The 24,682-nt window shown below is 68.5% G+C and carries 26 protein-coding genes; 11 read left to right on the forward strand and 15 right to left on the reverse strand.

Going from position 1 to position 24,682, the window contains the following annotated elements:
* Nucleotides 1-8: 8 nt before the first annotated feature.
* Both AB0I38_RS11305 and AB0I38_RS11310 read left to right on the forward strand, forming a co-directional pair.
* Entirely contained in the window at nucleotides 9-686 is a 678-nt protein-coding gene (locus AB0I38_RS11305) for a polysaccharide deacetylase family protein (RefSeq protein ID WP_358465719.1), read from the forward strand.
* 43 nt (nucleotides 687-729) lie between these two features.
* Nucleotides 730-2,166, forward strand: a complete 1,437-nt coding sequence (locus tag AB0I38_RS11310) for a hypothetical protein (protein WP_358465721.1) — start codon at nucleotides 730-732, stop codon at nucleotides 2,164-2,166.
* 43 nt (nucleotides 2,167-2,209) lie between these two features.
* Here the strand turns inward: AB0I38_RS11310 and AB0I38_RS11315 are convergent, their stop codons facing one another.
* The 3 genes from AB0I38_RS11315 to AB0I38_RS11325 all read right to left on the reverse strand — a co-directional run bounded on the left by AB0I38_RS11315 (nucleotide 2,210) and on the right by AB0I38_RS11325 (nucleotide 10,221).
* Nucleotides 2,210-6,124 carry a S8 family serine peptidase gene (locus tag AB0I38_RS11315; RefSeq protein ID WP_358465723.1) on the reverse strand — a complete coding sequence of 1,305 codons (3,915 nt, stop codon included), beginning with the start codon at nucleotides 6,122-6,124 and terminating at the stop codon, nucleotides 2,210-2,212.
* Between the two features lie 197 nt (nucleotides 6,125-6,321).
* On the reverse strand, nucleotides 6,322-9,300 hold the full coding sequence (locus tag AB0I38_RS11320; protein WP_358465725.1) for a helix-turn-helix transcriptional regulator: 2,979 nt from the start codon (nucleotides 9,298-9,300) through the stop codon (nucleotides 6,322-6,324).
* 570 nt (nucleotides 9,301-9,870) lie between these two features.
* The gene (locus AB0I38_RS11325; RefSeq protein WP_358465727.1) at nucleotides 9,871-10,221 is read right to left on the reverse strand and encodes a winged helix-turn-helix transcriptional regulator; all 351 of its coding nucleotides are present in this window, start codon (nucleotides 10,219-10,221) and stop codon (nucleotides 9,871-9,873) included.
* A 47-nt stretch (nucleotides 10,222-10,268) separates the two neighbouring features.
* On the opposite strand from AB0I38_RS11325, the gene AB0I38_RS11330 reads away from it, so the two are divergent.
* The 3 genes from AB0I38_RS11330 to AB0I38_RS11340 all read left to right on the forward strand — a co-directional run bounded on the left by AB0I38_RS11330 (nucleotide 10,269) and on the right by AB0I38_RS11340 (nucleotide 12,715).
* The gene (locus AB0I38_RS11330; RefSeq protein WP_358465729.1) at nucleotides 10,269-11,156 is read left to right on the forward strand and encodes an NAD(P)-dependent oxidoreductase; all 888 of its coding nucleotides are present in this window, start codon (nucleotides 10,269-10,271) and stop codon (nucleotides 11,154-11,156) included.
* A gap of 72 nt (nucleotides 11,157-11,228) precedes the next feature.
* Nucleotides 11,229-11,954 (forward strand): class I SAM-dependent methyltransferase, encoded by a 726-nt coding sequence (locus tag AB0I38_RS11335; protein WP_358465731.1) that lies wholly within the window; start codon nucleotides 11,229-11,231, stop codon nucleotides 11,952-11,954.
* 86 nt (nucleotides 11,955-12,040) lie between these two features.
* On the forward strand, nucleotides 12,041-12,715 hold the full coding sequence (locus tag AB0I38_RS11340) for a hypothetical protein (protein ID WP_358465733.1): 675 nt from the start codon (nucleotides 12,041-12,043) through the stop codon (nucleotides 12,713-12,715).
* Here AB0I38_RS11340 and AB0I38_RS11345 read toward each other — a convergent pair.
* Complete coding sequence (locus AB0I38_RS11345; protein ID WP_358465735.1) at nucleotides 12,704-13,177, reverse strand: flavodoxin family protein; 474 nt, start codon at nucleotides 13,175-13,177, stop codon at nucleotides 12,704-12,706. The genes AB0I38_RS11340 and AB0I38_RS11345 overlap by 12 nt on opposite strands.
* Before the next feature lie 116 nt (nucleotides 13,178-13,293).
* Here AB0I38_RS11345 and AB0I38_RS11350 point away from each other — a divergent pair, with 116 nt between their 5' ends.
* Nucleotides 13,294-14,142 (forward strand): TetR/AcrR family transcriptional regulator, encoded by an 849-nt coding sequence (locus AB0I38_RS11350; protein WP_358465737.1) that lies wholly within the window; start codon nucleotides 13,294-13,296, stop codon nucleotides 14,140-14,142.
* A gap of 127 nt (nucleotides 14,143-14,269) precedes the next feature.
* On the opposite strand, the gene AB0I38_RS11355 is transcribed toward AB0I38_RS11350, so the two are convergent.
* Entirely contained in the window at nucleotides 14,270-14,755 is a 486-nt protein-coding gene (locus AB0I38_RS11355) for a GNAT family N-acetyltransferase (protein WP_358465739.1), read from the reverse strand.
* Nucleotides 14,745-15,203 (reverse strand): rhodanese-like domain-containing protein, encoded by a 459-nt coding sequence (locus tag AB0I38_RS11360; RefSeq protein WP_358465741.1) that lies wholly within the window; start codon nucleotides 15,201-15,203, stop codon nucleotides 14,745-14,747. The genes AB0I38_RS11355 and AB0I38_RS11360 overlap by 11 nt, the downstream gene beginning before the upstream one ends.
* Before the next feature lie 71 nt (nucleotides 15,204-15,274).
* On the opposite strand from AB0I38_RS11360, the gene AB0I38_RS11365 reads away from it, so the two are divergent.
* Nucleotides 15,275-16,273: a helix-turn-helix domain-containing protein gene (locus tag AB0I38_RS11365; RefSeq protein ID WP_436838734.1), complete on the forward strand. Its 999-nt coding sequence runs from the start codon at nucleotides 15,275-15,277 to the stop codon at nucleotides 16,271-16,273.
* Here the strand turns inward: AB0I38_RS11365 and AB0I38_RS11370 are convergent.
* On the reverse strand, nucleotides 16,251-17,480 hold the full coding sequence (locus AB0I38_RS11370; protein ID WP_358465745.1) for an MFS transporter: 1,230 nt from the start codon (nucleotides 17,478-17,480) through the stop codon (nucleotides 16,251-16,253). The two genes, AB0I38_RS11365 and AB0I38_RS11370, sit on opposite strands and share 23 nt — an antisense overlap.
* Nucleotides 17,477-18,985 carry a pyridoxal phosphate-dependent decarboxylase family protein gene (locus AB0I38_RS11375; RefSeq protein WP_358465747.1) on the reverse strand — a complete coding sequence of 503 codons (1,509 nt, stop codon included), beginning with the start codon at nucleotides 18,983-18,985 and terminating at the stop codon, nucleotides 17,477-17,479. Before AB0I38_RS11375 ends, AB0I38_RS11370 begins: the two co-directional genes overlap by 4 nt.
* Nucleotides 18,986-19,244: 259 nt before the next feature.
* On the opposite strand from AB0I38_RS11375, the gene AB0I38_RS11380 reads away from it, so the two are divergent.
* Nucleotides 19,245-20,072 carry a CPBP family intramembrane glutamic endopeptidase gene (locus AB0I38_RS11380; RefSeq protein WP_358465749.1) on the forward strand — a complete coding sequence of 276 codons (828 nt, stop codon included), beginning with the start codon at nucleotides 19,245-19,247 and terminating at the stop codon, nucleotides 20,070-20,072.
* Between the two features lie 43 nt (nucleotides 20,073-20,115).
* Here the strand turns inward: AB0I38_RS11380 and AB0I38_RS11385 are convergent, their stop codons facing one another.
* From AB0I38_RS11385 to AB0I38_RS11395, 3 genes are all read right to left on the reverse strand, one after another.
* Nucleotides 20,116-20,250, reverse strand: coding sequence for a hypothetical protein (locus AB0I38_RS11385; RefSeq protein WP_358465751.1), 135 nt, complete (start codon nucleotides 20,248-20,250; stop codon nucleotides 20,116-20,118).
* A 22-nt stretch (nucleotides 20,251-20,272) separates the two neighbouring features.
* Complete coding sequence (locus tag AB0I38_RS11390; protein WP_358465753.1) at nucleotides 20,273-20,869, reverse strand: hypothetical protein; 597 nt, start codon at nucleotides 20,867-20,869, stop codon at nucleotides 20,273-20,275.
* Nucleotides 20,870-20,949: 80 nt separating this feature from the next.
* On the reverse strand, nucleotides 20,950-21,288 hold the full coding sequence (locus tag AB0I38_RS11395; protein WP_358465755.1) for a hypothetical protein: 339 nt from the start codon (nucleotides 21,286-21,288) through the stop codon (nucleotides 20,950-20,952).
* An 80-nt stretch (nucleotides 21,289-21,368) separates the two neighbouring features.
* Here AB0I38_RS11395 and AB0I38_RS11400 point away from each other — a divergent pair, with 80 nt between their 5' ends.
* The gene (locus AB0I38_RS11400) at nucleotides 21,369-21,503 is read left to right on the forward strand and encodes a hypothetical protein (RefSeq protein WP_358465757.1); all 135 of its coding nucleotides are present in this window, start codon (nucleotides 21,369-21,371) and stop codon (nucleotides 21,501-21,503) included.
* A gap of 295 nt (nucleotides 21,504-21,798) precedes the next feature.
* Here AB0I38_RS11400 and AB0I38_RS11405 read toward each other — a convergent pair whose 3' ends face one another.
* Both AB0I38_RS11405 and AB0I38_RS11410 read right to left on the reverse strand, forming a co-directional pair.
* Nucleotides 21,799-22,227: an ATP-binding protein gene (locus AB0I38_RS11405; protein ID WP_358465759.1), complete on the reverse strand. Its 429-nt coding sequence runs from the start codon at nucleotides 22,225-22,227 to the stop codon at nucleotides 21,799-21,801.
* Nucleotides 22,224-22,346 carry a hypothetical protein gene (locus AB0I38_RS11410; protein WP_358465761.1) on the reverse strand — a complete coding sequence of 41 codons (123 nt, stop codon included), beginning with the start codon at nucleotides 22,344-22,346 and terminating at the stop codon, nucleotides 22,224-22,226. The genes AB0I38_RS11405 and AB0I38_RS11410 overlap by 4 nt, the downstream gene beginning before the upstream one ends.
* A 387-nt stretch (nucleotides 22,347-22,733) precedes the next feature.
* Here AB0I38_RS11410 and AB0I38_RS11415 point away from each other — a divergent pair, with 387 nt between their 5' ends.
* Together AB0I38_RS11415 and AB0I38_RS11420 are read left to right on the forward strand one after the other, a co-directional pair.
* Complete coding sequence (locus tag AB0I38_RS11415; RefSeq protein WP_358465763.1) at nucleotides 22,734-23,591, forward strand: helix-turn-helix domain-containing protein; 858 nt, start codon at nucleotides 22,734-22,736, stop codon at nucleotides 23,589-23,591.
* The gene (locus AB0I38_RS11420; protein ID WP_358465765.1) at nucleotides 23,584-23,787 is read left to right on the forward strand and encodes a DUF397 domain-containing protein; all 204 of its coding nucleotides are present in this window, start codon (nucleotides 23,584-23,586) and stop codon (nucleotides 23,785-23,787) included. Before AB0I38_RS11415 ends, AB0I38_RS11420 begins: the two co-directional genes overlap by 8 nt.
* Nucleotides 23,788-23,855: 68 nt before the next feature.
* On the opposite strand, the gene AB0I38_RS11425 is transcribed toward AB0I38_RS11420, so the two are convergent.
* Together AB0I38_RS11425 and AB0I38_RS11430 are read right to left on the reverse strand one after the other, a co-directional pair.
* Nucleotides 23,856-24,212, reverse strand: a complete 357-nt coding sequence (locus AB0I38_RS11425; RefSeq protein WP_358465767.1) for an N-6 DNA methylase — start codon at nucleotides 24,210-24,212, stop codon at nucleotides 23,856-23,858.
* Nucleotides 24,209-24,637: an ATP-binding protein gene (locus tag AB0I38_RS11430; RefSeq protein ID WP_358465769.1), complete on the reverse strand. Its 429-nt coding sequence runs from the start codon at nucleotides 24,635-24,637 to the stop codon at nucleotides 24,209-24,211. Before AB0I38_RS11430 ends, AB0I38_RS11425 begins: the two co-directional genes overlap by 4 nt.
* Nucleotides 24,638-24,682 lie beyond the last annotated feature (45 nt).

Consider the following 24,682-nt stretch of genomic DNA (forward strand, 5'->3'; position numbering starts at 1 on the left):
TGTCACCTGTGGTGGTTCACGGCTTGCTGGCCCTGTCACTGGCGACGAGCGTCCTCCCCGCCGCCGACATCCAGGCGAAGATCGACTGTTCCAAGGTCAAGTGCCTGGCGCTGACCTTCGACGACGGCCCGGGCAAGCACACCCGCACCCTGCTCGACCTGCTGAAGAAGGAGAAGGTCAAGGCGACCTTCTTCGTCACGGGCAAGTACGTCGAGGAGTCGCCGTCCGTCGTCAGGCGGGCCGCGCGCGAGGGGCACGCGATCGGCAACCACACCTACTCCCACCAGTCGCTGCCGCCGCTGCTCGCCTACGAGATCATCGACGAGATGCGCGCCGCCTCGACCGCCATCGAGGACGCGACAGGCAAGCGGGTGCGAATGTTCCGCCCGCCGTACGGGCACACGGACCAGCGGGTGCTGGGCATCGCGGGCGAGCAGGACCTCGCGCAGGTGCTGTGGACGGGCACCACGCTCGACTGGAGCCTGCGTGACGTCAAGAAGATCAAGGCCGCGGTGCTCCGGCTGGCCAGACGCGACGGCGTGATCCTGATGCACGACACGGTCCCGCAGACCGTCCAGGCCATGCCGGCGATCGTCAAGGAGCTGAAGAAACGCGGCTACCACCTGGTCACGGTGCCCGCGTTGGCGGGAGCCAAGGGGCTGGAAGCCGGCGTCAGCTACCCCTAGAGTTCGCCCAGTCCGGGGTTCTCCGGCGGCCCGGGAATGGAACATGCAGACCAAGACCGCGAAACGTTCGCGCTGGGTGCCGATCGCCACCTTCCTCGCCATTCAGGCCGTGCTCGCGTGCTGGTGGGCGGCCTTCTACCCGGGCCTGTTCAGCCGCGACTCGGTGCTGTACCTCCGCCACACGATGGCCGGCCCGTGGGTGAGCGACCATTCGGTGGCCTACGACGGGCTGCTGTGGCTGAGCATGCGGATGACCGGCGACGTCGGCCTGGTCACGCTGCTCCAGACGACCGCCATGGCCGCGGTGCTCACCTATCTCGCGGGCGCGCTCAAGGCGCTCGGCGCGCCGCGCAGGTCCACGACGGCGATCGCGATCCTGCTGCCGTTGCTGCCGCCGGTCGGCGCGTTCGCCGTCGCGCTGTGGAAGGACGTGCCGTTCACACTCTGCGCCGTCGCGATCGCCGCGGTGTGCGCGGGCCTGGCGGCGAACCGCACCCTCACCGGCGCGCGACTGGTCGCGCTCGGCGGGCTGATGACCGCTCTCGGGCTGTTCAGGGCCAACGGTTTCCTGGTCGTGGCGGTGGCCCTCGTCGTGCTGGTCGTGGTGGTCAGGACCAGGAGATCGTGGCTGGCGGTCGTCGGCGCCGCGGCGGCGGCCGTGCCCCTGCTGCTGAGCAACGTGGTCCTGCCGCACGTCGGCATCTCCGCCCCGTCCAGCACGTACGTCTACCACACGGCGTTCGGCGACGTCGCCGTCCTCTACCGCGACCATCCCGAGCTGTTCACCGACCGGGACCAGACCTTGATGACCGCCGTCGCGCCGCTGTCCAGGTGGCGTGAGGGCGGCACCTGCCACACGATCAACACGCTGATCTGGCGGCGCGACTTCAGCTGGCAGCAGGCCGACAAGCACGCGGGCAAGCTGCTGGGCCTGTGGAAACGCCTGCTGCTGGAGCACCCCGGCCTGATCGTGGAGGCCAGGCTCTGCAGGGGGCAGATCGCCTGGTGGCCGGCGGAGAACACGTGGGCCGTCGGCGGGGAGACCTACCACTTCTCGCTCCGGCCCACCGCCGAGACGTACATCGGCCCTGGCAAGGTGCCCGACTATCCCGAGCGGCAGGTCTTCTCGCTGCGGCCGAAGTCGCCCGACCTGCACCGGGTGGCCGAAGCCTGGCTGATCGGCAGCACGCAGTACGACTCGCTGATCTGGCGGGGCGCGCTCTGGGCCTACCTGTCGTACGTGGCCGTCGCGCTGGGGGCGTGGGCACTGCGCAACCGCTACGTGGTGGCCGTGGCCGCGGTGGTCGCCGGGCAGCAGTTGGCGATTCTGGCCAACATCTCGGCCCAGGACTTCCGCTACATGGCCACGCCCATCTACGTCGGCATGCTGCTCCTGCCGCTGCTGGTGTCCGCCGCCTGGCGGCTGGTCCGCCGGGGCGTCTTCGAGCGGCCGTCCCGACGCGACAGGCCGGCCGAGTGATCCCGTTCGGCCGCCCGTCGGGGCGGGCGGCCGAGCGAGGCTGTCAGCGGAGGGTGAAGGCGCGGAGCGTGGTCTGCTTGACGCGGTTGCCGGCCGCGTCCCACGCCTCCGCCTTCAGGCTGACCGCGCCCTTGGTGCCGGCCAGGCGCGGATACGTGGCCGAGGCGGTGTAGGCGCCTCCCCGTCCTCGGCGGACGTCAACGGCGGTCCAGCGCTGACCGTCGTCGGTGCTCATCCACAGCTTCAGGCCGGCGATGGCGGGCATCCGGGCGGTCCCCGGCGAGTGGTAGACGTTGACGTCGAAGGTGTGCCGCCTTCCCGCCGGCACGGAGTTGTCGAGCCCGATGTCGTCGGACAGGTCGTAGGAGACGAACACGACCGGCTCCGGCCGGCACGGGTCCGTGGCGCCGACCAGGGAGCCCAGGCAGTCTTGGCCGGGCAACGTAGCGCTCTTGGTGACCGTCTCGGAGCGGAAGGTCCACTCCGCCGTCGTCCGGGTGTTGGGGTTGTCGAGGGTCAGCCGGTAGTCCCCCGCCTCCTTGGGCAACGCGAATCCGGGGAGGCCACTCGTGAGGTCGAGCGGGATCTCCGCGCCGTTCCGGTAGAGGCGCGTGTCACCGAGCCAGATCATTCCGGTCTGGCTCTGTGCCCCGATCTCGTTGTAGTTGGTCCACAGGGTGTCGCCCTGCCGGCAGATCGAGCAGGCGGCGACGCTCTGCGGAGAGTCCTCGAGCAGCCGCTGGACCGAGTCGGGCACGGTGGTCGCGCCCGGCGTGAGCGGCCCGGCGTTCCAGTGCTGGGTGTGGCGGGCCGGCTTGTCGAACACGTGCAGCGTGCGGAGCGAGCGCTGCTGCTCGCTGCTCACCTCGCGGACGACGATCGTCTCGGGTTCGATCGGGCCGACGTACTCGGCGCGCCTGCCCGGTCCGTTGATCACCGGCAAATGCGCGGAGAAAATCCCAAGCTGCCCCTTCCTGATGAAGGACGACGCGACGAGGTAGTCCGTGGGGGCACCGGAGTGGTAGTGGGTGTCAATGGTCGCGAGCTGCTTGTTGGTGATCTTGAAGGTCAGCGTGGCGGGCACCCGGCCTCTCTCGGCGGGAGCCATCTGGTAGCCGTAGGACGCATGCGGCCTGCCCTGAACGGCGATGGTGACCGGCCCCTTGGCGAGCCGCTTGATCAGCGCTCGGGCCTCGCCGGGAGACACGGTCACGTAGGGGATGCCGATGGTCGCGGGGTTCTCCCAGGATTCGGGCCACACTGGCTCGGGGATGTGCGGCCCGTCCCCGCAGGAGTAGAGCGGCGCCGACGGCCACAGCAGGATTCCGGACGCTCCCGCCTCGCGGATGTTCCGGACGCGGTCCAGTTGTGCGCCACACTGGCCGTCGTCGTCGAGGAGCGCCAGCTTGCCGCGCAGGTCGAGCCCGGCCAGGTTCTCCGGCTTGCCGACCCCGGCGTCGACCAGGTTCGCGGTCAGGTCACCGGTGAAGGGGACGTACTCCAGCGGGGTGCCCTTGAGCAGGTCTCCGTCATGCGCCCAGACCTCCGGGTGCAGTTGGAGCGGGTCACGTCCGCGTACCTCCATGGTCACCTCGCGAGGGGCCAGCCCCCAGTAGGTGGCGAAGAGGAACTCGCTCTTGGTGACCTTCTTGGTGGGAGTGATCCAGTGCCGGATGAAAGGAGCGGACGACGTCATGGAGAACCAGGTGGTGCCGTTCTTGAGCTTGTGCTGGAAGTAGGTGAATCCCTGGGAGCCCGGGGACGCGACGGCCGGTTTCGGGGTGCTGAAGCCGATCTCCTTGAGCTTGCGCGCGTCCAGGGTGACCTCGGTGTCCTCGGCGACCTCGACCTCCGGTACCAGCGTCCAGCCGCTGTTCGACAGGTACGAGGACGGATCCACCCAGGTGACCGCCGCGCTGACGCTGTAGAAGCCACGCGGCACCTGGACCCGGAAGACACCGGGCGACTCCCACTGTGCGCGGCGGGCGACATCGCCCCGGTCGCCGGTGAGGTCGAGGACGCCGAGCACGCGCGGGTTCGCGGGCGCCCCTTCGCGGTCGAAGGTGCGGATGGTGAGCGTGACCTTCGGCGGCTCGCGGGTCAGGCCGACGGGGATGGTCAGGCGGGTGCCGTGGTCGTCGGTCGCGGTCACCGCGCCCGTGTACGTGCCCAGTCCGAGATCGGCCGAGGTCAACGTGACGGTGGCCTTGGCCGTCTGGCCCGCCGGAACCGTCAGCGTCCCGTCCACCGTCAGGGCGCCCTGGGGGACGGCTGCGCCGGCGACGGTCGCCAGCTTGGGGGTCAAGGTGAGGGTCACCGGCTGGTCGGACGTGTTGGCGTACACGATCTCCTTGCCGATCGGCGCGCTGCCTTCGTTCACCGCGCCGTAGTCGAGGTTCGCGGTGGCGGCGTAGACCCGCTGGGTGATCGCGTTCGCGAGGTCCAGCCGTCCGGCTCCACGCTCGTAGACGGTTCCGTCCACGTCCTTGGCGGTGCTCATCAGCGCGGCCTTCAGCTCGGCGGCCTTCCAGTCCGGGTGTTGCTGGGCGAGGATCGCCGCGGCTCCGGAGACGTGCGGCGTGGCCATCGACGTACCGGACGCCGCCGTGTAGGAGTCGTCGGCCGGGTTGCCCATGCTCGTACCGGCGGCGCGGGCGGCGACGACGTCAACGCCGGGAGCCGCGATGTCCGGCTTGAGTGCCCCGTCGAGCCGCGGGCCACGACTGGAGAAATAGGCCAGTTTGTCGTCGTTGTCAGTGGCCGCGACGGTCAGGGCGGACTGGGCGGCGCCGGGAGTCCCGACGGACTCGACCGCGCCGGCGTTGCCCGCGGCCACGACGAACAGCGTGCCGGTGTCGGCCGTCAGACTGTCGAGCGCCTGGCTCACCGGATCGGTGCCGTCGGTCGGGTCGCCGCCCAAGCTCATGCTCACGATCTTGGAGCCACTGGTGGCGGCCCACTGCATGCCCTCGATGACGTCGCTCCACAGGCCGCTGCCGGAGTCGTCGAGCACCTTGCCGACGACGAGTTTCACGCCGGGCGCGACGCCCTTGTACTTCCCGTCCGAGGCGGCGCCACTGCCGGTGATGATGGAGGCGACATGCGTGCCGTGCCCGTGGCCGTCCTTGACCGACTCGACGTCGGGGACGAACGACCGGGTCTCGGCGATCTTGCCGGCGAAGTCCGGATGGGCCTCGTCGATTCCGGTGTCCAGGACGGCGACCTTGACGCCGGTGCCCTCGAATCCGGCGGCCCACGCCTGCGGCGCGCCGATCAGCGGCACCGTCCGGTCGAGGTCGGCCGCGATCTTGCGGTCGAGCCACACCTTGGTCAGCCCGGCGCTGAGCGCACTCGCCGTCTTGCCCTCGGCCGTCCGGCCCAGCACAGCGGACCAGAACGTGGCGCTGCCGTCGTGCGGCACGGCCAGCGCGGCGGCGTTGATGCTGTCGAGAGTCCCGGTCGCCGAGCTGGCCGGCAGCGCCTCGGCGGTGGCCTTGAGGCCCTTCGTGGCCTCGGGATACTGCACGATCACCGGAGTGTGGGTCGACCGGTCGTTCGCGTAGCCGTGCTCGGCGAGGTATTTCACGTCGAACAACTCGCGGTCGACGCGCCCCGCCTCGATCGCGGGCAGCACGTCGTCGGGGTAGACGTAGAAGCCGTCGGGCGTCGCCTGGCCGTGGAAGACGGGCAGCGGCCTGCCGGGCCTGACGGCGGGCTTGGTCTCGAAGCCGTAGCGGCCGTCGCCCGCGTCGGTCAGCGTCACCTTGTCACCTGTGATGAGGGTGATCTCGTGCTTGCCCGGCTTGACGCCGTCGAGCGTGATCGGCCCTGAGGTCTGCCTGACCTGGGCCTGGTCCTGGGCAGCGGCGGAGCGGACCGGCACCGCCGTCGCGGCCATCGCGATCACGGCGACGGCCGCGACCGGCCATCGTCGCCGCGCGCCTGAGCGGATTTTCATGGGGGGTCTCCTGGGGGGTGTCAGAGTGGCTCGTACTCGTCGGCGCCGGCCTCAGCCTCGGGCAGGGCTTGCTCCTCGTCGGAAGGGTCGTCCCGAGGCTCATCCGGAGGAATGCACATGGGCAGAGCTTCGGTCAGCCAGAAACCCTTGTCATGAGTCGGATGACCTAATAAATGACGATCGATCCTGGCCCGAAGTCAGGACACGAGCCCGGATTCGAGGGCGCTGACCGCGAGTGCCGTACGGGAGTTGACACCGAGTTTGCGCATGGCCGAGTTAATCTGCGAGGCGACCGTCTTCGGTGAGCGCGACAGGACGACGGCGATCTCCCGGTTGGTCCTGCCGGTGGCGAGCAGGCGGACGACCTCCAGCTCGCGCGGTGAGAGCTGGTCACCGTAGCCGCGCCGGCCGCGCCCGCGCACCTCGACCTTGTGATCGCGCAGCAGGCTCGCCAGTCGCTCCGCCGCCGTCCGGGCGCCGAGGCCGGTCAGGCCCTGCAACACCAGCCGGGCCAGAGGGAGGGCCGCCTCTGTGTCGCCGGCGGCCAGCAGGCAGGCGACCTGCCGCTCCTGGGCGAGCAGCGCGTCGTACGGCCGGGGCAGCCGCTGCCAGGCGTCCGCCGCGCGGGCGTACGCGGCCGCCGCGTCTCCTCGCTCGGCACCCGCTTCGGCCAGAGCACCTGGCTCGATCAGAGCACGAGCCTCGGTCAGAGCACGAGCCTCGGTCAGAGCACGGGACTCGCTCAGAGCACGGGCTTCGGTCAGGATGGCGCGGCTCAGCTCCAGACCGGCCCAGCACGCCGGCGCGTCCCGGTCGCGTACCCAGTCCGCGAACGCGGAGACCAGGTCGGCGGCCTCGCCCAGCCGGCCGGCGGCCACCAGCGCCCGGGTGCGGGCCGGCGCGAGGTCGGCGGCCCACAGCCAGACGCCTTTGTCCGCCACCTGCCGGATGGGCTCGTCGGTGACCCGCAGTGCCTCCCCGACGGCTCCTCGCGCGAGCAGCAGCTCGCACAGGGCCGCCGCCGGCTCGGCCGCGAGCTCGGCGGCGCCGCGCCGACCGGTTTCCGAGAGCACGTGTTCGAGCCGCCCGCCAGCCTCGGGATCACCTGCCGCCGCGCGCAGCAGGGCAGTGACCAGTACCGCCTCCAGTCTCGTCACCGGCTGTAGCTCGTCGTTGTCCGCGAGAGCGGCGGCCCGCTCGGCCAGCCCCTGCCATTGCCCCCTGAACCAGTCCAGATGGACGCGGGTCGCTTCGATGATGCCTCTGTGGCGGAGGAACTGGTGGCGCTCGGCCATCGAGGCGGCCACCGCCAGGTGCCGGGCGGCCTCGGTGTAGCGTCCCCAGCGCACCGCGGCGTCGCCGAGGTTCATGCAGCCCTTGTTGACGTGCCGGGCCTCGTCGGCGGTGGCCGGGTCACCGGGCATCTGGGACGCCTCCGCCCAGCCTTCCTCCTCCCCCAGCATCAGCAGGGCGCTGACCCGCTCGACGAGCAGGCCGAGGCGCTCGATCGGGGGCAACGACTCGGCGGCCTCCGCCGCCCGGCGTAACCAGCGCAGGTGCGTGGACACCGGCGCCGACGGTTCGCGCGGCCAGCCGAGGGTGACCATGATCCGGGCAGCGCTGAGAGAGCCGGGCGGCAGGTGGGCGACCGCCTTCTTCATCTCGGTCTGACCGGCCTCGTACTCCTCCATGATCGTCAGCACCCGGCCCAGCTGGTAGCGGGTCTGCGCCGCCTCCACGGGCGACATCGTGTCCGAGTCGAGCGCTGAGCGCAGGCTCCGGACCAGCCCCTGGAAGCGGTCGTCACCGGTGAACGTGGAGAACGGCACCTTGACGACCAGCCGGGCGGCGTCGGACGCGGGCAGCTCGGGGTGGGTCAGCAGGTCGTACAGCAGCGACGTGGCTCCGGCCTCGTCGGCGGCGGCCAGGGCGAGATCGGCGGCCTGCTCGGCGTACCTCCTCCAGGCGGCCACGTCCCCGGCCTCGCGGAAGTGACGGGCCAGCTGGGACACCGGGGACGGCGTCCGGCCGGCCAGGGCATCGCCTGCTCGCAGGTGCATCGCCCGGCGTTCTGGCGCGGGGGTCGCCTCGTACACGGCCCGGCAGGCCAGTACGTGCCGGAACGACAGCAGCCCGCCGTCCTCGCGCAGCAGTCCGCAGGCCAGCGCCTCCACCAAGCCGTCCAAGGGACCGGCGAGCAGGGCGCCCAGGGTCGCCTCGTCCGCCGGGGCGGACAGCACCGCCGCCGCCTGGAGGACGGCCCGCGCGGGCGGGTCCAGCCGCGCGACTCGTTCGAGAACCGCGTCGCGCACGGTCGGGGGCACGTCGATCTCGGTGAGTTTGCGGCGCGCCCACTGCCCGTCCCGGCGGATCAGGTCCGCGCGGTCGTACAGCAGGCGTACGGACTCCTCGATGGCCAGCGGGATCCCGTCCGTGTGCCGGTGCAGCAGCGTGGCGAACGCCGGGGAGACCGGCTCGTCGCCCAGCATCGACGACACGAGACCACCGGTGTGCGCCACGTCCAGAGGCTCCACCGCCAGCCGCAGCCCCGTCGTGCCCGTGGGCAGCCGCGACGACAGCCGCAGGAGCAACGAGCCCTGCGGCACGTCGTTCGGGCGGTAGGTCACGACCAGGCTGGTCCGCAAAGGGTGCCGGGCGGCCAGGAACAGCAGGAACTCCAGCGTGGCCTCGTCCGCCCAGTGAAGGTCCTCCATCGCCAGCACCGACACCTGGAGGCGGTCCAGCACCTCGGCGAGGGCCCGGAAGAGCAGGTGCCGGGCGGCGCGGGCATCCTCCGGCGGATCCGGCACCCTGGGCAGTTCGTCCGCCCACTCGGGGAACAACGGCCGCAGCGCTCCGCCGAGCGCGCTCAGCCGCAGTCCGGCGACCTGGCCGGTCGCCTGGCGGATCGCGTCGACGATCGGGCCCAGCGTGCACGGCTCGCGAAAGGGCGGGCACGAGGCCACCAGGCTCCGCTTGTCGCGGGCCACCCGCGAACTCAGGAACTCTCGCAGCAGGCGGCTTTTGCCGACCCCGGCTTCTCCTTCGATGAGGACGATCGCCGGGCCTGCGGCCAGCGCCTGCTCGAACGCCGCGAGTTCCCAGTCGCGGCCGACCAGCGCGGGCATCGACATCAGGCGCGAGGCGCCGGCGCCAGGAGTCGCTGTAACAGCCACAGGCGGGAGCTCCCTACCGTGAGACCACGGCCCGCGAGATCCGCTCCCACCCGGCGATCGCCTTGACGAGACCACCGTTCCGGACACGGACTTCGGACCCGAGCGAACTACCGTCCGGCACAGCCGGAGCTAGATCATCATAGTCGTTATAGGCCACACGACACCAGGTTCGATCACCTCCGTGAAAGCGGTGAGCTCGGTGAGCCGCCCACGGGCCGGCTGTGGCGATTCGCGTGACGAAATCCCTGACGACCACCGACAGGATGTGCCGGTCCAGCGCGACGATCCCACGAAGATGAAGAGTTCGAGCGGGGAGGTGCCGGCTGCGCGTAGCGCCCGGTGCGGTCCCGCGCGGTCGATGATGGCGGGCGTCCCGACCTCCTGCTGCGCCTGGACCGCATCGGTGACCAGCAGCTGTGCCCGACACGATGAAGATCCTGGTACCCGGCGCTCCTTGCGGTAGCCACTTTTTTGTGGGTACTTGTCGGCCGCACCGAAGTGGCCTGAAGCTTGGTCGTGGGCGGTCGAAGGCCGTCAGATCCAGGATGAGATGGGCAGGTTGGCGGTGTATCAGGAGACCGGTTGGGGCTTGGCCAGCTGCTCCAGGCGGCGGTGGCCCCAGTCGGATAGAGACTCCAACGCTTCGGAGAGTTCGCGGCCGAACGGAGTGAGGGAGTACACGGTCTTCAGCGGTCGCACATCGTGCACCTCCCGGTGGACCAGTCCATCGACCTCCATCTCGCGGAGCGTCTGAGTCAGCACCTTCTCGGTGAGGCCCGGCAGTCGCCGGCGCAGCTCACCCGGGCGATGCGGACCGGAGTCCAGGAGCCAGAGCAACATCGTCTTCCACTTGCCGTCGATCACGGCGATCGCGGCGGTCACTCCGCAGACGTTCGGATCCTGAGCACGACTACGCGTCATCTTCATCCCCATTCATCACCGTTTGCTGTTTATTGAGGAGTTGAGGCATGACCTCGAACACTGAAGAGTCTGCCGTCACCGTACTCGGCCTGGGGCCGATGGGCCGGGCCCTGGCCGGTGCCTTCCTGGACGCCGGCCTGCGGACCACGGTCTGGAACCGGACGCCGGGCAAGGAACGGGAGTTGGTCGGACGGGGCGCGGTCGGCGCCCGATCGCCCGAGGAGGCGGTCGCCGCAAGCAGGTTGACCGTGCTCTGCGTGGTGAACTATGACGCGGTGGACGCCATCGTGCGGCGTGGCGCGGTCACCGACGCGCTCAAGGGGCGCACTGTCGCGAACCTGACCGCCGACACCCCCGACCGCGCCCGGGACACCGCGGCCTGGGCGGCCGAGCACGGCATCGGGTACCTGGACGGTGCGATCATGACACCGACCACGACCATCGGAACCCCGGACGCGGTGTTCCTCCACAGCGGTCCAGAGGAGCTTCACCAAAAGCACCGGCCGGTGCTGGACGCCCTGGGTGGCACCCACACCCACCTCGGTGCGGACATCGGCCAGGCGGCCGCGTACGACATCGCCTTGCTCGACATCTTCTGGACCGCGATGGCGGGTTACGCGCACGCGCTGGCCGTGGCGAGAGCCGAGGGGGTCACCGCGCGGGAGCTGGCGCCGTTCGCCACAGGCATCGCCACGATCCTTCCGGCGATCTTCGAGCAGTCTGCGGAGGAGGTCGACAGCGGGACGTTCTCCGGCGAGGACAACCCGATCACCTCGGCGGTGTCGTCCATGGCCCATATCGTCCACACCTCCGAGGCCCATGGCATCGACGCGGGCGTGATGCGTGCGGCTGAAGGCCTGGCGCGCCGCGCCATCGGACGGGGCCACGGCACCGACGGATTCCTCCGGATCACCGAGATCCTCAACCCTCGTTGATCACTGATATTCGATACCGCAGGACGAAAGTCAGAGGGCTGCCCGGGCCCGGCTCCGCGTATGTTCGACCGCATGGCCGACGACTGCTTCGCGCATCCACGGCTCGCCGCGATCTACGATCCGCTCGACCCTGACCGCGGCGATCTCGACGCGTACCTCCGGATCGCGGAAGAGTTCGAGACCCGCCGAGTGCTGGACATCGGCTGCGGCACAGGGGTGTTCGCGCTTCTCCTGGCCGACCGCGGGATCGAGGCCGTGGGCGTCGATCCCGCGCTGGCGTCCATCGACGTCGCTCGGGCCAAACCGGGCAGTGAGCAAGTGCACTGGATCTGCGGGGATGCGACAGACCTCCCGCCGCTGCGGGTCGACCTCGCGACGATGACGGCGAACGTCGCCCAGGCCATCGTTGATCCAGAGACGTGGCGGAAGACGCTACGGGGAGCGTACGAGGCACTTCGGCCTGGCGGGCATCTGGTCTTCGAGACCCGCGATCCGGCCGGACGCGCCTGGGAAGAATGGACCCGCGAGATCTCCTACAGCGTGACGGAGATTCCAGGCGTCGGATCCGTCGAGAGCTGGGTCCAGTTGATCGAGGTGAGTTGGCCTCTGGTGACGTTCCGCTGGACCTACGGGTTCGCCGCGGACGGCCAGGTACTGACGTCGGATTCGACCTTGCGATTCCGAGAGCGGGAGGAAGTCGAGCGGGACCTGGTCACGCACGGCTACGTGGTGGAGGACGTTCGCGATGCGCCCGACCGCCCAGGAAGAGAGTTCGTCTTCCTGGCACGACGTCCGTGATCTCAGTCAAGCTTCGATGGCACCGGACCACCACCGACTGAGAGGATGCCCCCCACACGATCTTCAGCGATGGCGGAGAGTTTTCGATGGACGAGGAGCGCGGCCGGAAGCTGGCCGGGATCAGGTCGAAGCTGGAGCTGCTCAAGCAGGTGGAGGCCGAGCACGGCTTCGGCGCCATCATCGAGGAGCCGAAGGAGCTGGAGCCCATCCCCGAGCTTCCCTCGGGGGTGACGGAGGTGTTCGGCCTGTTCCACCGGCTGAGCGGAGACTACTTCCGCTTCCAGCAGCCCCCAGAGATAGCGAGCCGCCAAGCCTGGGCCGACCGCCATGTCAATCCGCATTGCCCCCTGGGCAATCCACTCCATATCGGCTGCGAGCGCTACGGCGCTCCCGAGGACATCGAGTGCGGCAGCGGAATCTACCTCGACCTCCAGGGCGGGGACGTCTACTTCTGTGACGGGGACGACTACGTCTTCGCCTACAAGCACGTCGACGTCGAAGAGGTCGAGACCACGGAGCTGGCACTCGACATCGTCACGTTCTTCGACTTCCACGTCCTCGGCGAGGGCTATCCCCAGCTCATCGCGTCCGTCCTCGGGGGGCAGGCCGTCAACCGCCGCAAGCGGCGGGGCCGGCACCGGGACAGCTGGATGAGACTCCTGGAGAAGAGCGGCCTGGCGGCGGTTGAGGCTGCCTCCGGCAGAGTGCGCCGGCCGTCCAGGCGCTTGGCCAGGTCCGGCATGGACGGGTCAGGCTTGTAGCGTGCGGCCCCACTCGCGTGCTCGATCGAGTTCCCCGCCGCCCAGAGGGCCCGGGGTGCCCATGACGGTGAAATCCGTGCCACGTTCGGCCTGGATCTTGTGGCGCTTGAACGCCTTGACGATCGCCTTGCTCGCTGAACCGGCGAACAGACCACCGGTCGTGGTCGAGAAGGCGATGACCCGGCCGTCGACCGAGTCGATCCGGTCGATCCACTCGCGTACGCCAGAGGGCGGGGCGCTACCGCCCTTCTGCGCTGCCTGACTGCGCGAAGCGCTGCTGGGCAAGCCCATGTTGTGCGTGGGCGCACCGACAAGGACCAGGTCGGCGGACAGGGACGGCGGCGCGGAGTCGGCTGACACCACCTCGACCGCGGCACCGCCTGCGCGTAACCCTTCCATGATGGCCTCGGCCACCTGTGAGGTGTTACCGAAGCAGGACTCGACAACGACCACCACACGCATTGTTCCTCCAGCAGTTGCGAGCATCGAGGGCCGGATCATCCTGGGCGGCTTCGAAACCGCCCTCTTCTCTTCGAGAAGCGCTTGAGACACGATGTCTCATTTGCCATGCTAGCAGTGTGAACAGTCCCCGCCGCAAGCCCGCCGACCGGATCATCGACGCCGCCATCACCCGGGTCCGCGAGCGCGGCATCATGGTGAGTCTCGACGGCATCAGCCTGGAGGAGGCGATCGCCGCCTCGGGAGTCCCCCGGGCCACGGCCTACCGCCACTGGCCGAATCGGGCCGAATTCCTCCGCGAGGTGCTCGTGCGGGTCGTGCGCGACACCCGACTCGAACCGGAGGGCACCGAAGAGATCGACGCTCTCCGGGAGTTCATATCCGCGCACCAGGGCGAACTGGCAACGGAAGCCGGACGCCGGACACTGGTCGTCGAGGGCCTGCGCATCGCCTCGGAGGCTGACTTCCAGCGCTTCGCGACCTCGCGCGAATGGCGCGACTACCTCGCACTCCGCGCGACCTGCAGCGGCCTGCCCGACAGTGACCTGCGCGCGGTCGTCACGGCCGAACTGGCAGCGGCGGAGCGCTCCTTCACGACACAGCGCGCAGCCGTGTACAGCCGCCTTCCGAAGCTGTTCGGGTACCGGCTCACCACGCCGCCGGCCGACGGCGGCGGCTTCGAGTTGATGTCCCAAGCCATGGGAGCGCTCCTGACGGGGTTCGTGGTCCGCGCCTCCGTCAACGAGGAGAGCACGTCATTCCAGGCCCGGGCGTTCGGCTCTTCAATGGAGTCGCACTGGACGAGCACGACCTATGCCCTTGTCGCCGCCACGCTCTCCTACCTCGAGCCCGATCCCTCCGTCCACTGGACCGCGACCCGGATCGCCGCTTCGATCGCCCTCCTCGACGAACTCGCGACACTCATAGAGAAAGGCCATCTTCGAGGCATACCTGCTCGCACGAGATGAAGCGTCTCGGGCGCGGCGCACCGGGGCGGACGGCGTGCGGATCGCCGCGCCGGCGGCCGCGCAGCAGGTGGTCCCACCGAATCCCGCCCGACCCGGGATGTGCACCAGAATGCTGAAGCGGCGGATATCAGGTTTCCCGGTGGAGGGTATAGCGGATCTTGTGCGCGCCGCGCGCGCCGGATCTGTCGTAGAACCGGATGGCATCGGTGTTCCAAAAGGGAGTTTGCCATTGGATCTGTTTCACGCCGATTTGTCGCGCGATGCCACGCAAGTGTTCCAGCAATTCGGTTCCGAGACCGCGCCCACGGTAGTCATCGGTGAGGAACACGCAGTCCAGGTGGACGAATTCCGCTGCCTGCCACGTGGAAAATTCGAGCGTGTAGGAAAGGTAGCCCACGAGCTCGTCTGCCACGCATACGACCAGGCACCACAGCCGGGGGTGCGGCGCGAACAATGCCGGCCGCAGGCGGTCGGCAAGGTCGTGGGGCGGCGGCGGCGCGTGCTCGAACTCGGCGTGTGCCGCACACAGCAGAGCCAACTGCGCGAGGTCTTCCGGCTGGACCGGACGGATCGAGTATGCCTCGGTCGCGGCCGGGAGCCTGTCAGCAGCCACAGCTGATTGCGGATGCCGGTGCGGTCAGTGGATCCGCGGGCTGGACGAGCAGACCGGTCGCGGTTTGCACGGTAAAGCCCTCACGTACCCAGTATTCGTAGCCGCCGATCATTTCCTTCACCCGGTATCCGAGGCGGGCGAACGCGAGGGCCGCGCGGGTCGAGCCGTTGCAGCCTGGTCCCCAGCAATAGGTGACCACCATCGCGTCCGTCATGATCAGCCCGAGGGCGCCTTCGGCGATCTGGTCGGTGGGCAGGTGCACAGCGCCAGGGATGTGTCCTTGGTCCCAGGACTCCTCGCTCCGCGAATCGACCACGATCAGGTTGTCGACCGCGGCATGCAGGTCGGCGTGCACGTCACTGACATCGGTTTGGAAGGTGAGGCGGGCGGAGAAATGGGCGACCGCGTCGGCAGATGCGGCCGGGGCGGTGGAGAGAACAGCGCTCATGTGATCAATGGTGCTGGTGGCGGCCCACCGGAACCAGTGGCGTAAACGCCATCGTCCGATAGGATCTCGCCATGACCTCACTGTCGTTGCGCACACCTCTCGGTCCCCGGGTGTCCGTGCTGCTCTACGAGGGAATGTCCGCCTTCGAGATGGGCATCGTCACCGAGGTCTTCGGGTTGCCCCGCCCGGAATTCGATGTCGACTGGTACCAGTTGGCGATCTGTTCCGAGCGCCCCGGCCCGGTGCCGATCGTCGGCGGCGCCACCATCCACGCCAACGGTGGACTCGACGTCTTCGCCTCCGCCCAGACCGTCATCGTGCCAGGGGTCAGCGACGTCCACGCCGACTGCTCGCCGGATGTGATCGCCGCGCTGCGCCTGGCGCGGCAACGAGGCTCTCGAGTGGTCTCGATCTGCTCGGGCGCTTTCGCGCTGGCGGCGGCCGGCCTGCTCGACGGCCGCCGGGCCACCACACACTGGCAGTACGCCGGGCTGCTCGCACAACGCTTCCCCTTGGTCGAGGTCGATGCCGGCGTGCTCTACATCGACGGCGACGACGTGTTGACCAGCGCCGGCAGCGCCGCTGGTCTGGACCTGTGCATTCACCTGGTGCGCAAGGACTTCGGGCCCACCATCGCCAACGCGGTGGCCCGGCGCCTGGTCATCGCCCCGCATCGGGAGGGTGGCCAGGCCCAGTTCATCGAAGCGCCGGTGGTAGGCGACTCGGAGGACGACCGCGTCACGCAGAGCATGCAGTGGGCGCTGGCCCACCTCGCCGAGCCGATCACCGTCGCGTCGCTCGCGAGACATGCCCACATGTCCGCACGAACCTATCTGCGTCATTTCGCTCGGTCCACCGGCAGCAGCCCGATCCGGTGGCTGATCACCCAGCGGGTGCACGCCAGCCTGTCATTGCTGGAGAAAACCGACCTCCCGGTGGAGGCGATCGCGGCCACCGTCGGCTTCGAGAGCGTGGTGACCTATCGGCACCACTTCGGCCGGACGACGCACACCTCACCATCGGCGTACCGGCGCGCCTTCCGCCCGGTCACAGCCCCGGCGAACGCGTGACCTCGGCGGGCGCCGCCGGTCTCGCTCGCGCGCCCAGGATCAGCAAGGCGGCCACGATCGAGATCGCGACGCACGCCGCCCAGTGCCCAGCAGGGGTGACCGCGTAGAACAACCCGCCTGCTGCGGGCCCGGCGGTCTGGGCGATGCTCACGGCCATGCCCTCGGCACCCTGGTACCTGCCGCGCAGGTGCGCAGGTGCGAGCGTTCCAGGGTAGGTGGTAGCGACCGAGGTGTAGATCATCTCGCCGAATGTCCACACGACGACGGTGAGTACCAGCGTCAGTTCGGTGGTGGTCAGCCCGGTGCCGGCGACACCGATGCCGGTCAAGAGTATGCCGAAGGCGATGACGTGACGAGCGGATCGGCGTTCGATGAGCTTCGTCATGGGAAGTTCGAACAAGATACAGAGGATCGCGTTGAGCCCGAGCAGCAGACCGTAGAAGGAGTTGCTCAAGTGCGCGTCCTTGATGTGCAAAGGCAGTGTCGTGGTGGTCTGCACGTAGACGAACGTCGCAGCGATCATCGACAGCACATACAAGCGCAGCGCGGGATCGGCGAACACCGCGCGGTAGCCGGCCTTGGTCGTCGGAGCATCCGCCATGGGTGCTACCGGTTCGGGCTTGATCTCGGGCAGCATGACCAGCACCAGCACACCGAACAGCACGCAAGCGATCGCGTCTCCTGCGAACAAGTACCAGTAGGACAGTGCGCTGAGAACGCCGCCGATCGCGGGGCCGATCGCCATGCCGAGGTTGATCGCCAGTCTCAGCAAGGCGAACGCGGTCAGGCGCTGCGCGGCCGGGACAGCATCGACCAGGACAGCTCCGGCCGCCGGCCGGTAGAGCTGAGCGAAGAAGCCGACCAGCACCGCCAGCGCGATCGTCAGGTGGACATTCGAGCTCGCCGGCAACAGAACAGTGAACAGAGCCGCGCCGAACATCGACACGGCCATGGCGCTCCGTCGACCGAACCGGTCGGCGATCGAGCCACCCACAACATTGCCGACGAAACCGCCCAGACCCGTTGCGCCAAGGGCCACACCGGCAAGGAACGCCGAGTGGCCCTCACTGGTGAGATACAGAACCAGGAACACGTTCAGAAAGTTGCCGAGCTTGTTGATGAACATGCCGATGCAGATCACCCATGCCGCGCGCGGCAGCATGGCCATCCTGCGCAGCAACGGCAGGGTGTCAGAGTTCGCCGTCATCGTGGCGTGTCGTCATTGGGAGAGGTCATGGCGGTCCGCGCCGTGTTGAGGGCGGCCACCACCAATTCGATGTCCCGGGCGGTCGTGCGATGGCTGGTCACGCAGAGCCGCACGGCGGCGCGGCCGTCGAGAAGTACCGGACTGACCCAAGCCAGCCCGCTTCGCACGACATGGTCGGCTACCGCGGTGTGCCACGCCCTGCTGGCTTCCTGTCCCGAGGCATCCGCTTCGCGGTCCACGACACAGACCACGGGTAGCGGGGTGTCGTTGATCCGATGCCAGCCGTTCTCGTCGAGTCGCCGCGCAAGCAGAACTCCCAGTGCGACATCGCGTTCCAGTTGCTCGGCGAACGCCGGTTGCCCCGCGGCGGCCAGGGCCAGGAAGACCTTCAAGCCGATGTGTCGGCGAGACCATTGCACGCTCGTGGTGTACGGGTCGGCAACTCCTTCCGCGCCGGCGGGCATGTACGCGGTGGCCACCCGGAAGCTGGCCACCAAGGCTTCCACGTGAGGGGTGAGGAACATGCCGGCCCCCATCGGCGCGGACAACCATTTGTGCGCGTCAACAGTGACACTGTCAGCGGCATGCACCCCGGCCAGTAGCGGGCGCAGCCGATCCGACAGCGCGATCGCACCGCCCCACGCCGCGTCCACATGGAAATGCAAGCCCCGCTCCGATGCCAAGTCGGCCAGTTCCGCCAGCGGATCCAGCGCGCCACCGCCCGTCGTGCCGGCCGTACCGACCACGAGGAAGGGCACCTTGCCCGCAGCCAGATCCGTGTCGTGTAACCGGCAGAACTGGTCGAGGTCCATCCGATGCGACGCATCGACCGGGACCAACCGGACCGCTTGCCGTCCGAGACCGGCCAGGTGCGCGATCTTCAGCCACGCCAGGTGGCTTTCCGCCGAGGCATAGAACACCGGTCGGCCAGGTAGCCCGACGAGGCCAGTGTCCGGATAGGACGTGAAGCGGCGGGTCAACGCGACGATCACCGCGGTCAGGTTCGCCTCCGCGCCACCTACGGTGAAGCTTCCCTCCGCGGTCACCGGCATCCCGAGCCGGGCACCAAGGAAGCGCAACACGTGCCGCTCCATCTCCACGGCGGCCGGAGCGTGGCTGTGCGCCGCGAGTTGCGGGTTGACGCCGGCGGCGAGGAGTTCACCGGCCACTCCCCACCAAGTGGGGGTTGGGTTGAACAGGCCGAAGTAGCGCGGATGCGTGGTGTGCACCGTCCAGTTCCGCAGCCCGGCCATCACCTCGGACAGCACTTCGGCAGCCGGCCGCGCAGTTCGGAAGTCGTACCCGGCCAACCAGTCGCGGATATGTCCATCGGCGGGCTCTCGCGGAGCCACCGGCCCGTCAACGACCTTCTCGGCGTGCTCGACAAGCAGACTGGACGCCGCGGCGAGCAGCCGGGCCCCCTCCTCGGCACCCACATCCAATGGGCCACGCCGATCCAACCTGGACAAGGCGGATCCATCCGCCTGAAACGCGACGTCGGGCATAGGGCATCTCATTCATCGTTCGACGGTCAACCGCGGGACGGAGCCAGCATCGACGCGTGGGTGACGCCCAGCCAGTGGCGGTAACGCCAAGATGCGCTAACTTTGCGCCACTCTCCATCTCCATCGTGATCACGGCCGACGACGCCCGTGATCACGGTGACAGCCAGAACGACAGCAGCCCCGTCCGAACCTGATCACTTATCGCTTATGGTACTTGGGATATCATGTCTCAAGCGGGCAAGGGCGTGAACCTGTGAAGATGTCGGCGGCCAACCCGGCAACACGCGGCCACACCGGCCACCCGGTGCAATTCTTGGTCCTCGTCACCGTGTTGTCGGTGCCGTTCTACGTTCTGGGGGCGGTGTCGCCCACCATCCGCATCGGCGCCATCGTTCTGCCCGCGAGCGCGACCATGTTCGTGCTGCCGGTGCTGGCCGCCGTGGTCCTGGCCTACCGCGACGGCGGCCGGGCCGCCGTCATGGCCCTGCTGGCTCGCGTCATCGATCGGCCCGCGGCACGGGCCCGCTGGTATGTCACTGCGGTGTTGCTGCCCGTCGTTGTCGGCGCTCTCGCGTGGACCTTCGGTTGGCTCGCCGGCGAAGTCGGCTCCGTGCTTCCGACACCGCCGGCGGTCTTGCCGTTACTGTTCGCCGCGGCGGTGGCGGGCGCCGCGTGCGAAGAGCTGGGCTGGACCGGCTACGCCACCGACCCGCTACAACGCCGTTTCGGCACGGTTCGGGCCGGACTGCTCCTCGGGACCTTCTGGGGCGTGTGGCATCTGATCCCCCTCCTGCAGGCCGGTCATGGCCCGGCCTGGCTCAGCGGCTGGTTCCTGGGCACGGTCGCGGCCCGACTGATCCTCGTCGGCTTGCGCAATGCCACTGGAGGGGTGTCGGCGGCGATCCTCATGCATGCCATGATCAACGTCACCGCCGCCTACATTCCGGACTACGACGAAGCCATTGCCCCAGTCTTGTCCGCCGTGCTCACTGTCGGAGCCGCTGTGGGCATCATACGGCTCAGATCATGTCGAGCCGCCGCTGGTCCGGCGTCACCCCTGAGCAGGGAACATCTCAGCCCGCAGTGACGGAGACGGGCGGCGTACGGCGTGGCGGATCGCCGCGGCACCATCAAGATGGCCGTCCCGCACCAGCGGGTGATCCCGGAAGCGAGCCGAGCTGCGTCCCGGCGGCGTACAGGTCCAGGGAGGCGTGCAGCAGTTCCCTGCGCAGCGCCCGCTCTCCGAACAAGCCGACGCCGCTCACGCGAAAGCGCTGAAGGTCGTCCTCACCCGCTGATCGGGAAACGCACGAGCCTCAGCCCGACGAGCACGAGCCACAGGGCGAACATCGCCTGGATGATCGAGGTCAGCAGTGGGCCGACGAGCCACGGGAAGGAACCGGCGAGCTGAGCCGCCCCCACGATGACTCCGAGGACGGCGACCGCACGGCCGAAAGCCCCTTGTCTCATCGAGAGGCCGAGCATGACAAGCGCGGCGCCCAGGAGCAGGGCGACCTCGTGCATGCCGCCGTAGTAGAGGGAAACGACCAGCGCGACGGTGGCCGGTTCGTCAAGGTCAATGCCGTAAACGGGGTACACGAGCCGTCCGTGAATGAAGACCAGCGCCAGGACGATCGCCACGGCCAGCGCGAGGATGCCGCAGCCGAACCCGACCCACGACCGGCCAGACCCGTCCATGCTGCGGTAGAGCGCGAAGATCACGGGGATGAGCAGGACCACCGCGAAGAAGAGCACCTCGTTCGTCAGCGACAACGGCAGTTGATGCGAAGCTATCCAGGATGGTAGCTGCGTGCTCTCGGACGGCGGGTCTCCCACGAGAAGGTCCAGGACCGACTTGAGAAGGAAGAGGACGCCGCTCGCCACGGACGAGATCCCTCCCAGCTTGAACCGGGGACCAAGGGCCTGCGCTCGCGGCGCGGAGGCGTCCATCGCGGTTCCTCGATTCATGCCGCGGTGAGATCGCGGCGGGTGACGGCCACCAGGCCCGCCAGAATGGCGACGCCTGAGACGGCGAGCAGGACGCCGAGCGCGCGAACGTCAGTGCCGGAGGCTGCGAAATCAGGCATATTCCGGAAGATACCAAGATCCCGGACAGCGCGGGGAATACCGAGCAACTGGCCCAGCAGCGTGAACACTCCGCTGACGGCCAGCGGCATCCCGGGTCCCATTGTTCTGGCCTGGGTAGACGCGCGGATCGACTGCACGGAGCGGAACGATCTGCAGAGTAAGTTTTCGCAGGCCAACTGGGTCGCGGTGGACACGCGCGAGTAGACGATCCGCACCAGGAGCTCCTCGACTAAGGGACGGAACCCCCTCTACCTGTCGGAAAGTCCTGTCGTCGATCTGTCTCGCGCTGCTCCAGGTGCTGGAGACCAAAGACCCGTGGCTGTTCGTGGCCGTGGCCGTGGCGTGCCTGAGGCTCACCGCGCTGCTCCTGAGCACCCGTTCGGCGCGGGTCGCGCTCCGGGCGCTGCGTAACCGCTTCACCCTGCGATAGCGGACCGTCGATAATCGGGCCTCGCCGGTGAGGAGCCTCTCCCACAGCTTTTCGACCTCACCGTACGGGCCTGGATGGCTCTCCTTGACAGTTGAACCGGAGGCGAGCCGATCTGCCCTGCGCACCCACGCCAGCCCGCCGGCCGCGCAGAACTCGTAGACGCGCGCCCTGCACTCGCAGGTGTGCCGCAGGACCCGGACCCGGTCGAAGCGCGGCACCGGGTCACACCACTCGACTTGTTCGGCATCGGCGCGGCGGACGCCCAGGTGAGGGCCGTGGAAGTCGGGCAGCCCGGTCATGATGTCGCACCCGCGCCGAGGGCTTCCAGTGTGGACACCTCGGCCCACACCAGGTTCCACCTCAGGGGAGCGTTCCGGGTCCCCCACCTGATCGAACTCTGCTGGACCACCCACAGCCCACGCCCGCCGCACTCGTCGTCGTCCGACCGGCGCGGATGGGGACTCGCCTTCGCGCCCTCGTCGATCACCTCAATCCTGGCCACCGCGTCAGCGACCTCCGAGACCCGCACCATGACCAGGCCACCTGGCCGGCCCGAACCGGTGTGCAGCACGGCGTTCCCCACCAGCTCACTGGTGACGAGCCGGGCACCGTCCATATCGCGATGCCCCGCGGCCATGAGGGCATCCGAGACCCAACGCCGGGCCAGCGGCACCCAGGCCGCCACACCCGGAAACGTCAGCTCGACCAGAACCTGATCACTCACTGCGCCACCTCCCACACCCGCTCGTACGCGCACTCGTCAAGGGCGTCCACCCGCCGATCCCGCCCCCGCCCCCACGTGAACACCCACCGCTCGCCACGCAGCGAAGCCCGTACAACCAACGGCCCCGACACTCGCTGAACCGAGACGCACGGCTCATCACGCCGCGGCAACTGCACCGAAACAGCCAGACCGCGCCTCCTCAAGGCCCACGCAAGCTGGGACAAATAGAGAAACTGCACCTGTTCGGGAGTCGGCGGCGTCGGACCCGTCCCCGTCGCGTCGTTCTGCTTCCGCGTACGTCGCATCGCTGGAACCGCCTTTCGGTGCCGGAACAGCAGACTCCGGGCGATCAGGGAGAGCCACTTGTACGCCCGTGAGGGTCTCGCGCCTGCTTCTCTACGCAAGCATGTGGCTACGTTAAGTTATCTGTCAATGCACAGTGCACGCTAGGCATGACTTTGCGTAATGGCCATCTACATCACTCAGTGAACTGCCATAGTTACTTCATGCAATCGAGTTACAGTCCAACTGTGAGACTGCGTCGTCTCGCTCGTGAGCTACGCACCATGCGCGAGGAGAAGGGACTGACTCCCGAAACTGCCGCCGCTCAGCTCGGATGGCACCGCAGCAAGATCAGCCGAATCGAAACGGGCCGCACCAAAGCAAGCCTCTCGGATGTCGCCGCAGTCTGCGATCTGTACGGGGCCAGGTCGGACGTTCGCGCCATACTGCTTCAGTTGGCGAAGGAGGTTCGCAAGCGGGGTTGGTGGACGGCGTACGCCGACGTGTTCACCGGCTCCTACGTGGGCTTGGAGGACGAAGCATCGCGGATTTGCCAGTGGCAGGTGCAACTCGTTCCGGGGCTCTTGCAGACCGAGGACTATGCGCGCGTAGTGATCAGCACCGGAAGACCTGGACCGCATGATCCCGAGGACATCCAGCGCCGCGTGATGGCACGCATGGCACGGCGGACACTGCTCAGCCGTCCAGGCGCGCCAGAGCTGCATGCCGTGATGGACGAGAGTGTTCTACATCGCCCCATCGCCGGTCGCGAGATGATGCGAGATCAGCTGGACGCCATCCTGGTCGCCGCTCGTCGGCCCAACATAACCATCCGCGTCCTCCCCTACAGCGTCGGCGCGCACGCGGGGCTCGAAGGGGCGTTCACAGTCCTGTCCTTCGCCGAAGCTGTGGACCCAGATGTTGCCTATGTCGAAGGCACGGCCGGTGACATATATGTGGAGAGCTCGGAGCAGGTAGATCGCTATAAAATCGCATTTGGGCGCATATGGGATGTTGCTCTGTCACCAGAGGAATCCCGGAAGCGCATCATCGACGTCAAGGAGCAGCTGACTCATGACTGACCTGTCCAACGCCGCGTGGCGTAAAAGCAGCCTGAGTGGAAGCGGGAACGACTGCGTCGAAGTGGCTGACAACCTTCCCGACATCGTGGCCGTACGCGACAGCAAGGACCCTCACGGGCCGACGTTGGTCTTCAATCCGAGCGAGTGGAAAGCATTCGTGGCCGGAGTCAAGGGCGGCGAGTTCGACCTGGCCTGACTACCCGGTTCACCGCGTCCCCTTACGGCTCGCCGATCTGATCGGCGAGCCGCCTGCTTGGCGAGGAATTACGACCCGGAAGTCTTCGTTCGAGACTGTTGCAGCGCCTCAGCGATCGCGGCGAACTCGCTCTCGCGGCGAAGCGGGTTCTGCTTGAGCGTGAAGTGCTGGCCGATGCGGAAGTCGTAGACCCAGAGCGTCTCCGTCCACGGCCTACCGGGCCGAGCTTCCTTCTTGTCGAAGAACAGCACGTTGGCCTTGACACCGCCTGCGTAGAAGATGCCAGTAGGCAGGCGCAGCAACGTGTGCACGTCGAACTGCTTGAGCAAGCGGCGACGTACGGTTTCGCCAGCCCCACCCTCGAACAGGACGTTGTCAGGGAGGACGACCGCGGCTCTGCCGTGGAAGTCGGGCAGCCCGGTCATGGGGTCGCGCCCGCGCTGAGGGCTTCCAGCGTGGACATCTCGGCCCACACCAGGTTCCACCTCAGGGGCGCGTTCCGGGTCCCCCAGCTGATCGAGCTCTGCTGGACCACCCACAGCCCACGCCCGCCGCACTCGTCGTCGTCCGACCGGCGCGGATGGGGACTCGCCTTCGCGCCCTCGTCGATCACCTCGATCCTGGCCACCGCGTCAGCGACCTCCGAGACCCGCACCATGATCAGGCCACCTGGCCGGCCCGAACCGGTGTGCAGCACGGCGTTCCCCACCAGCTCGCTGGTGACGAGGCGGGCACCGTCCATGTCGCGATGCCCCGCGGCCACCAGGGCATCCGCCACCCAACGCCGGGCCAGCGGCACCCAGGCCGCCACACCCGGAAACGTCAGCTCGACCAGGACTTGATCGCTCATTGCGCCACCTCCCACACCCGCTCGTACGCGCACTCGTCGAGGGCG

Origin of the sequence: Nonomuraea cavernae (genome assembly GCF_040655715.1) — a bacterium.
GTDB classification, from domain to species: Bacteria; Actinomycetota; Actinomycetes; order Streptosporangiales; family Streptosporangiaceae; genus Nonomuraea; species Nonomuraea cavernae_A.

Bases quoted from the DNA above. Each gene is read 5' to 3' on its own strand.
- AB0I38_RS11310 (WP_358465721.1), top strand. From the start codon at position 730: ATGCAGACCAAGACCGCGAAACGTTCGCGCTGGGTGCCGATCGCCACC.
- AB0I38_RS11315 (WP_358465723.1), bottom strand. From the start codon at position 6,124: ATGAAAATCCGCTCAGGCGCGCGGCGACGATGGCCGGTCGCGGCCGTC.
- AB0I38_RS11325 (WP_358465727.1), bottom strand. From the start codon at position 10,221: ATGACGCGTAGTCGTGCTCAGGATCCGAACGTCTGCGGAGTGACCGCC.
- AB0I38_RS11330 (WP_358465729.1), top strand. From the start codon at position 10,269: ATGACCTCGAACACTGAAGAGTCTGCCGTCACCGTACTCGGCCTGGGG.
- AB0I38_RS11335 (WP_358465731.1), top strand. From the start codon at position 11,229: ATGGCCGACGACTGCTTCGCGCATCCACGGCTCGCCGCGATCTACGAT.
- AB0I38_RS11340 (WP_358465733.1), top strand. From the start codon at position 12,041: ATGGACGAGGAGCGCGGCCGGAAGCTGGCCGGGATCAGGTCGAAGCTG.
- AB0I38_RS11345 (WP_358465735.1), bottom strand. From the start codon at position 13,177: ATGCGTGTGGTGGTCGTTGTCGAGTCCTGCTTCGGTAACACCTCACAG.
- AB0I38_RS11360 (WP_358465741.1), bottom strand. From the start codon at position 15,203: ATGAGCGCTGTTCTCTCCACCGCCCCGGCCGCATCTGCCGACGCGGTC.
- AB0I38_RS11365 (WP_436838734.1), top strand. From the start codon at position 15,275: ATGACCTCACTGTCGTTGCGCACACCTCTCGGTCCCCGGGTGTCCGTG.
- AB0I38_RS11370 (WP_358465745.1), bottom strand. From the start codon at position 17,480: ATGACGGCGAACTCTGACACCCTGCCGTTGCTGCGCAGGATGGCCATG.
- AB0I38_RS11375 (WP_358465747.1), bottom strand. From the start codon at position 18,985: ATGCCCGACGTCGCGTTTCAGGCGGATGGATCCGCCTTGTCCAGGTTG.
- AB0I38_RS11380 (WP_358465749.1), top strand. From the start codon at position 19,245: ATGTCGGCGGCCAACCCGGCAACACGCGGCCACACCGGCCACCCGGTG.
- AB0I38_RS11415 (WP_358465763.1), top strand. From the start codon at position 22,734: ATGCAATCGAGTTACAGTCCAACTGTGAGACTGCGTCGTCTCGCTCGT.
- AB0I38_RS11420 (WP_358465765.1), top strand. From the start codon at position 23,584: ATGACTGACCTGTCCAACGCCGCGTGGCGTAAAAGCAGCCTGAGTGGA.
- AB0I38_RS11425 (WP_358465767.1), bottom strand. From the start codon at position 24,212: ATGACCGGGCTGCCCGACTTCCACGGCAGAGCCGCGGTCGTCCTCCCT.
- AB0I38_RS11430 (WP_358465769.1), bottom strand. From the start codon at position 24,637: ATGAGCGATCAAGTCCTGGTCGAGCTGACGTTTCCGGGTGTGGCGGCC.